Annotated in this window: 8 protein-coding genes; 7 read left to right on the top strand and 1 reads right to left on the bottom strand. The window is 54.8% G+C overall.

Annotated elements, in window-relative coordinates; all coding sequences use genetic code 11:
• Both holA and nadD read left to right on the top strand, forming a co-directional pair.
• Positions 1–838: DNA polymerase III subunit delta (gene holA / locus AB7E14_RS17585; protein WP_428169740.1), on the top strand; the 838-nt coding region annotated here is incomplete at its 5' end.
• A 1-nt stretch (position 839) separates the two neighbouring features.
• Positions 840–1,481 carry a nicotinate-nucleotide adenylyltransferase gene (nadD, locus tag AB7E14_RS17580; RefSeq protein WP_080343225.1) on the top strand — a complete coding sequence of 214 codons (642 nt, stop codon included), beginning with the start codon at positions 840–842 and terminating at the stop codon, positions 1,479–1,481.
• On the opposite strand, the gene cobD is transcribed toward nadD, so the two are convergent.
• Positions 1,456–2,541: a threonine-phosphate decarboxylase CobD gene (gene cobD / locus AB7E14_RS17575; protein WP_316961909.1), complete on the bottom strand. Its 1,086-nt coding sequence runs from the start codon at positions 2,539–2,541 to the stop codon at positions 1,456–1,458. The two genes, nadD and cobD, sit on opposite strands and share 26 nt — an antisense overlap.
• Before the next feature lie 97 nt (positions 2,542–2,638).
• On the opposite strand from cobD, the gene AB7E14_RS17570 reads away from it, so the two are divergent.
• The 5 genes from AB7E14_RS17570 to mrdB form a co-directional block, all read left to right on the top strand.
• Positions 2,639–3,250 (top strand): adenosylcobalamin/alpha-ribazole phosphatase, encoded by a 612-nt coding sequence (locus AB7E14_RS17570; RefSeq protein ID WP_044328080.1) that lies wholly within the window; start codon positions 2,639–2,641, stop codon positions 3,248–3,250.
• A gap of 258 nt (positions 3,251–3,508) precedes the next feature.
• A complete protein-coding gene (gene rsfS, locus AB7E14_RS17565; RefSeq protein ID WP_012904988.1) occupies positions 3,509–3,826 on the top strand; it encodes a ribosome silencing factor in 318 nt (105 codons plus the stop codon).
• Between the two features lie 3 nt (positions 3,827–3,829).
• Entirely contained in the window at positions 3,830–4,297 is a 468-nt protein-coding gene (gene rlmH, locus AB7E14_RS17560) for a 23S rRNA (pseudouridine(1915)-N(3))-methyltransferase RlmH (protein ID WP_003022725.1), read from the top strand.
• A gap of 29 nt (positions 4,298–4,326) precedes the next feature.
• Positions 4,327–6,228 (top strand): peptidoglycan DD-transpeptidase MrdA, encoded by a 1,902-nt coding sequence (gene mrdA / locus AB7E14_RS17555; RefSeq protein ID WP_043001424.1) that lies wholly within the window; start codon positions 4,327–4,329, stop codon positions 6,226–6,228.
• A gap of 2 nt (positions 6,229–6,230) precedes the next feature.
• A partial coding sequence (gene mrdB, locus AB7E14_RS17550) for a peptidoglycan glycosyltransferase MrdB (RefSeq protein WP_428169739.1) occupies positions 6,231–7,311 on the top strand: 1,081 nt, incomplete at its 3' end.

The raw sequence follows: 7,311 nt of genomic DNA, 5'->3' as shown, positions 1-7,311 counted from the left end.
CTCGCAATGCCAGGCGATGAGTCTGTTCGCCAGCCGTCAGACGCTGTTGTTGCTGCTGCCCGAAAACGGTCCGAATGCCGCGATTAATGAACAACTGGCAACGTTGGTTCAGTTGCTGCATGACGATCTGCTGCTGATCGTCCGCGGTAACAAGCTCAGCAAAGCCCAGGAAAATGCCGCATGGTTTAAAGCGCTGACCGATCGAAGCGTACAGATCAGTTGTCAGACGCCGGAGCAGGCGCAACTTCCCCGCTGGGTGGCGGCGCGCGCAAAACAAAATAATTTGCAGCTGGACGACGCAGCAAATCAACTGTTGTGCTATTGCTATGAAGGTAACCTGCTGGCGCTGGCGCAGGCGCTGGAACGTTTGTCCTTGTTGTGGCCCGACGGTAAGCTCACCCTGCCTCGCGTCGAGCAGGCCGTTAATGATGCCGCCCACTTCACCCCATTCCATTGGGTGGATGCGCTGATCATGGGCAAAAGTAAGCGCGCACTGCACATTCTTCAGCAGTTACGTCTGGAAGGCAGCGAACCGGTTATTTTGCTGCGAACCCTGCAACGTGAACTGTTGCTGCTGGTTACGCTGAAACGCCAGTCGGCCCATACCCCGCTGCGCACGCTTTTTGATAAGCATCGCGTCTGGCAAAACCGTCGGGGCATGATTGGCGACGCGCTGAACCGACTGAGTCCGGCGCAGTTACGTCAGGCGGTCCAGTTACTGACACGTACGGAAATCACGCTGAAGCAGGACTATGGCCAGTCGGTCTGGGCGGAGCTTGAAGGGCTCTCACTGCTGATTTGCCACAAAGCGCTGGCTGAAGTTTTTATTGATGGCTGATATGAAATCGTTACAGGCACTCTTTGGCGGCACCTTTGATCCGGTGCACTATGGTCACCTCAAACCCGTGGAAACGCTGGCCAATCTGATTGGTTTATCACGGGTCATCGTGATGCCTAATAATGTTCCTCCTCATCGCCCGCAGCCAGAGGCGACGAGCGAACAGCGCAAAACTATGCTTGAACTGGCAATTGCCGACAAGCCGTTGTTTATCCTTGATGAGCGCGAACTAAAGCACGACACCCCTTCCTATACGGCGCAAACGCTAAAGGCCTGGCGTGAAGAGCAAGGTCCAGATGCCCCACTGGCGTTTATCATCGGCCAGGACTCGTTGCTGACCTTCCCGACCTGGCACGACTACGAAACCATTCTCGACAATACCCATCTGATTGTCTGCCGCCGTCCGGGCTATCCGCTTGAAATGGCGCAGGAACAGCATCAGCATTGGCTGGATCAACATCTGACGAATACGCCGGACGATCTGCACCAGCTACCGGCAGGGAAAATTTATCTCGCCGAGACGCCGTGGTTCAATATTTCCGCCACGATCATCCGCGAGCGGCTGGAAAACGGCGAACCGTGTGATGATCTGATGCCGCACGCGGTGCTGGACTATATCAATGAGCATGGGCTGTATCGCTAAGCACTTCGGTTAACGCCGCCAGCAGGCGGTTGTTCTCTTCCTGACTGCGTATTGCCACGCGGAAATAGCGTCCATCAAGACCTGGGTAATTGGCGCAACTGCGGATCAGAATATGTCGCGTCAGCAAAGCGCGCTGGAGATCGGTTTCGCAACGCAGCAGAAGATAATTCGCCTGACCGGGATAGACCGTTAGTCCCGACAGCGCACACAGCTGCTGATAAAAACGTCCGCCCTCTTCCCGCAACCACTGCCATGTCGCCTGTTGATACGCGGTATCCTCCAGCACCTGTTCCCCTGCCAGTGCAGCAAAAGCGTTGATCGACCACGGCATCTGGCGCGCCCTCATCGCCGCGACCGCCTGCACATCGCTGTTAAGGAGATATCCCAGCCGCAGTCCCGGGATGGCATAGAATTTTGTCAGTGAACGCAGAACCCAGATATGCGGGTTATCCTTTAACAGCGGAATAAATCCCGCTTCGTCTGCGATAAAATCGATAAATGCTTCATCAAGAATCAGCGCAATATTTAGCGCCTGACAGCGCCCGGCAATCGCCTCGAGTAACGCCCGCTCCGGCAGTAATCCGGTGGGATTGTTAGGCGTGCACAAAAACAGACAGTCCAGTTCTGCCGTTAACGCATCGAGAATCGCCCCGGTCAGTTGCCAGCCATCCTCTTCACGCAGCATGAACGTATCAATGACGCATTCGCTCCACTGCAACGCGCGGCGGTATTCGGCAAATCCCGGCGCGACGATCATCGCTCGCCGCGGTTTCAAACCGTTCACCAGAGTAAAGATCGACTCCGTCTCACCGTTTCCGGCGAGGATCCATTCGACGGGAACCTGATGATGTCGGGCCAGTGCCTGATGCAGGTGGCGGTAATCGACGTCAGGATAGCGCTCGGCAAGGTGTAAATTGTCGACAATGGCGCGTTTTACCGTTTCAGGCATACCCAGTGGATTAATATTCGCGCTAAAATCCAGCAACTTCTCGGGTGAGATCCCGAGAAACTCAGCCGCCTCACGGATATTACCGCCGTGGGCGCTTTTGAATAGAGACATCGTGCCGCTCCTGGCAAAAGAGGCTATTTTAGAGAAATTAGCGCGCGCATTCAGGGCGAATATCATGTTTTGCGCGAATACGTATCACGAGGGATAAATGCGACTCTGGTTAGTTCGTCATGGTGAAACCGAGGCTAATGTGGCGGGTTTGTACAGCGGTCATGCCCCCACACCGTTGACCGGGCGCGGCGTGGCGCAAGCGCAAACGCTGAATACACTGCTTCGCCAGGTTCCCTTTAAGCAGGTGCTGTGTAGCGAACTGGAGCGCGCGCAGCACACGGCGCGCTTAGTGCTTCAGGGACGTGAACTGCCGCTACAGGTGAAGCCTGAGCTCAATGAGATGTTTTTTGGTGACTGGGAGATGCGTCATCACCAGGATCTGGCCCGCGAAGATGCCGAGAACTACGCGGCCTGGTGCAACGACTGGCAAAATGCCGTTCCCACCAATGGGGAAGGATTTCAGGCTTTCGCCCAGCGCGTTGAGCAGGCAATTTCGATCCTTGCTGACTATCAGCACCATGATCATGTGCTGATAGTCAGCCATCAGGGTGTTCTCAGCCTGTTAATCGCCCGGTTGCTTGCCATGCCCGCCGCGGCGATGTGGCATTTTCGCGTTGAGCAAGGCTGCTGGAGTGCTATTGATTTTACTGGCGATTTTGCCACGCTTCGGGTTCTCAACAGCAGAGCGATATGGGCGCCCGGCGAGTAAAATATCTGTTTTTTACCGCCAGCAACGCTCCGACCATTGACACCCCCGGACAGGCTGCTATTCTCCGCTGCCAGACTTTTCCCACCCTTCAGCGTTTTGCAGAAATTGTTTTACAAAAATGGCGATGCATTCTGTTGCATGGGGTGGGATGATAGCCCACTTTCCAAAACCGCCCGGTGACATTTGTCCCGAAAAGCCGGTGGGTTCAGGTATACTGACAGGCTTATTAATACTCATTCATGCACCCAGGGGGAAAACTTGCAGGGTAAAGCACTCCAGGATTTTGTTATCGACAAAATTGATGACCTTAAAGGTCAGGACATCATCGCCTTAGACGTTCAGGGCAAATCCAGTATCACCGACTGCATGATCATCTGTACCGGTACTTCCAGCCGTCACGTTATGTCTATTGCTGACCACGTCGTGCAGGAATCTCGCGCTGCGGGAATGCTGCCGCTGGGCGTGGAAGGTGAGAGCGTCGCCGACTGGATCGTCGTTGACCTGGGTGAAGTGATTGTCCACGTTATGCAGGAAGAGAGCCGTCGCCTGTATGAGCTGGAAAAACTCTGGAGTTAATGCGTGAAGCTTCAACTTGTCGCGGTAGGCACGAAAATGCCCGACTGGGTACAAACCGGTTTTACCGAGTACCTGCGGCGTTTTCCCAAAGACATGCCTTTTGAGCTGATCGAAATTCCGGCCGGCAAACGCGGCAAGAACGCGGATATCAAGCGTATTCTCGACAAAGAGGGTGAGCAGATGCTGGCTGCCGCTGGCAAAAATCGCATCGTCACCCTGGATATTCCCGGTAAGCCCTGGGACACGCCGCAACTGGCGACCGAACTGGAACGCTGGAAACTGGACGGTCGTGATGTCAGCCTGTTAATTGGCGGGCCGGAGGGATTATCCCCTGCCTGCAAAGCCGCGGCAGAACAAAGTTGGTCGCTCTCTGCACTCACGCTTCCCCATCCGCTAGTCCGGGTGCTGGTGGCAGAGAGCCTGTATCGGGCGTGGAGCATTACCACTAATCACCCTTATCACCGTGAGTGATCATTGAGCTTGAGTAGACTAAGCAGCGGATGAAATTACAGAATTCTTTTCGCGACTATACGGCTGAGTCCGCGCTATTTGTGCGCCGGGCGCTGGTCGCTTTTTTGGGTATCTTACTGCTCACCGGCGTGCTTATCGCCAATCTGTATAATCTGCAGATCGTCCGTTTTACCGATTACCAGACTCGCTCGAATGAGAACCGGATTAAGCTGGTGCCTATCGCCCCCAGCCGCGGCATTATTTATGACCGTAATGGCATTCCTCTCGCCCTAAACCGCACCATTTATCAGGTCGAAATGATGCCCGAGAAGGTTGATAACGTGCAGCAAACGCTGGATGCCCTGCGCAGCGTTGTCGACCTGACCGATGACGATATTGCCGCCTTCAAGAAAGAGCGCGCACGTTCCCACCGCTTTACCTCTATTCCCGTCAAAACCAACCTCACCGAAGTACAGGTTGCGCGTTTTGCCGTGAACCAGTACCGCTTCCCGGGTGTGGAAGTGAAAGGGTATAAACGCCGGTTCTACCCATACGGTTCCGCACTTACCCACGTCATTGGCTACGTGTCGAAGATTAACGATAAAGACGTTGAGCGACTGGATAAAGACGGCAAACTGGCCAACTATGCCGCGACGCATGACATCGGGAAACTGGGGATTGAGCGCTACTACGAAGATGTGCTGCACGGTCAAACCGGCTACGAGGAAGTCGAGGTCAACAACCGTGGCCGCGTCATCCGTCAGCTCAAAGAAGTCCCCCCACAGGCCGGACACGACATCTACCTGACGCTGGATCTCAAACTGCAGCAGTATATCGAGACGCTGCTTGCCGGTAGCCGCGCGGCCGTGGTGGTCACCGACCCGCGCACCGGCGGCGTGCTGGCGCTGGTTTCGATGCCCAGTTACGACCCGAACCTGTTCGTCGATGGTATCTCCAGTAAAGACTATTCCGGTTTGCTTAACGATCCGAACACGCCGCTGGTCAACCGCGCAACGCAGGGGGTTTATCCACCTGCGTCGACGGTGAAACCGTATGTCGCGGTGTCTGCATTAAGCGCGGGCGTTATCACCCGTAATACCAGCCTGTTTGACCCTGGCTGGTGGCAGTTGCCCGGCTCGGAAAAACGCTACCGTGACTGGAAGAAATGGGGTCACGGACACCTGAACATTACTAAATCACTGGAAGAATCGGCGGATACCTTCTTCTATCAGGTCGCCTATGACATGGGGATCGATCGCCTCTCCGAGTGGATGGGCAAATTCGGTTACGGTCACTATACCGGTATCGACCTGGCGGAAGAGCGTTCCGGCAACATGCCTACCCGCGAATGGAAGCTCAAACGCTTTAAAAAACCCTGGTATCAGGGCGATACCATTCCGGTCGGCATCGGTCAGGGCTACTGGACGGCAACGCCGATTCAGATGAGTAAGGCGCTGATGATCCTGATTAATGACGGCGTCGTGAAGGTGCCTCATCTGCTGATGAGTACCGCAGAAAACGGCAAGAAGGTTCCCTGGGTACAACCGCAGGAGCCACCGGTCGGCGATATTCACTCTGGTTATTGGGAATTGGCGAAAGACGGCATGTATGGCGTCGCCAACCGTGGCAACGGGACCGCGCATAAATATTTTGCCAGCGCGCCATATAAAATTGCCGCTAAATCCGGTACCGCACAGGTCTTTGGCCTGAAAGCCAATGAAACCTATAACGCGCATAAAATTGCCGAGCGTCTGCGTGACCATAAACTGATGACCGCATTTGCACCGTATAACAACCCGCAGGTGGCCGTCGCCATCATCCTGGAAAACGGGGGGGCGGGCCCGGCGGTGGGGACCATTATGCGTCAGATTCTTGACCACATCATGTTGGGCGATAACAACACCGATCTGCCAGCGGAAAACCCGGCGGTTGCAGCGGCGGAGGATCAATAACCATGACGGATAATCCGAACAAAAAAACATTCTGGGATAAAATCCATATTGATCCCACCATGTTACTGATTTTGCTGGCGCTGTTGGTTTACAGCTCACTGGTTATCTGGAGCGCCAGCGGCCAGGACATTGGCATGATGGAGCGTAAAGTCGGTCAGATTGCGATGGGTCTGGTGATCATGGTGGTCATGGCGCAGATCCCGCCGCGCGTCTATGAAGGTTGGGCGCCGTATCTCTATATTTTCTGTATTATTCTGCTGGTGGCGGTCGATGCATTCGGGGCAATATCCAAAGGCGCGCAGCGTTGGCTGGATCTCGGCATTGTACGTTTTCAGCCTTCTGAAATCGCCAAAATCGCGGTTCCTCTGATGGTCGCCCGCTTTATCAACCGCGACGTCTGTCCGCCGTCCCTGAAGAACACGGCCATCGCGCTGGTGCTGATTTTTATGCCGACGCTGTTGGTGGCGGCACAGCCTGACCTCGGAACCTCGATTCTGGTCGCGCTTTCCGGCCTGTTCGTGCTGTTCCTCTCGGGTCTGAGCTGGCGTTTAATTGGCGTCGCTGTGCTGTTGCTCGCGGCGTTCATTCCGATCCTGTGGTTCTTCCTGATGCACGATTATCAGCGTCAGCGTGTAATGATGTTACTCGACCCGGAAACCGACCCGTTGGGTGCCGGTTACCACATCATTCAGTCTAAAATTGCGATTGGTTCCGGCGGTCTTAGCGGTAAGGGATGGTTACACGGTACCCAGTCGCAACTGGAATTTTTACCCGAACGCCACACCGACTTTATCTTCGCTGTCCTGGCGGAAGAGCTGGGTCTGATTGGGATACTGATCCTGCTGGCGCTGTATATACTGCTGATTATGCGTGGCCTGTGGATCGCCGCCCACGCACAAACCACCTTTGGTCGCGTGATGGCCGGTGGCTTAATGTTGATTTTATTCGTTTATGTCTTCGTTAATATTGGTATGGTGAGTGGGATTCTGCCTGTTGTAGGCGTTCCGCTTCCGTTGGTCAGTTACGGAGGCTCAGCACTGATCGTGTTGATGGCCGGGTTCGGGATTGTCATGTCGATCCACA

Source organism: Citrobacter sp. (assembly GCF_050252275.1).
Taxonomy (GTDB): domain Bacteria; phylum Pseudomonadota; class Gammaproteobacteria; order Enterobacterales; family Enterobacteriaceae; genus Citrobacter_A; species Citrobacter_A amalonaticus.
Note: the sequence above shows the minus strand (reverse complement) of the source record. Positions and strands in the feature narration are given on the sequence as shown.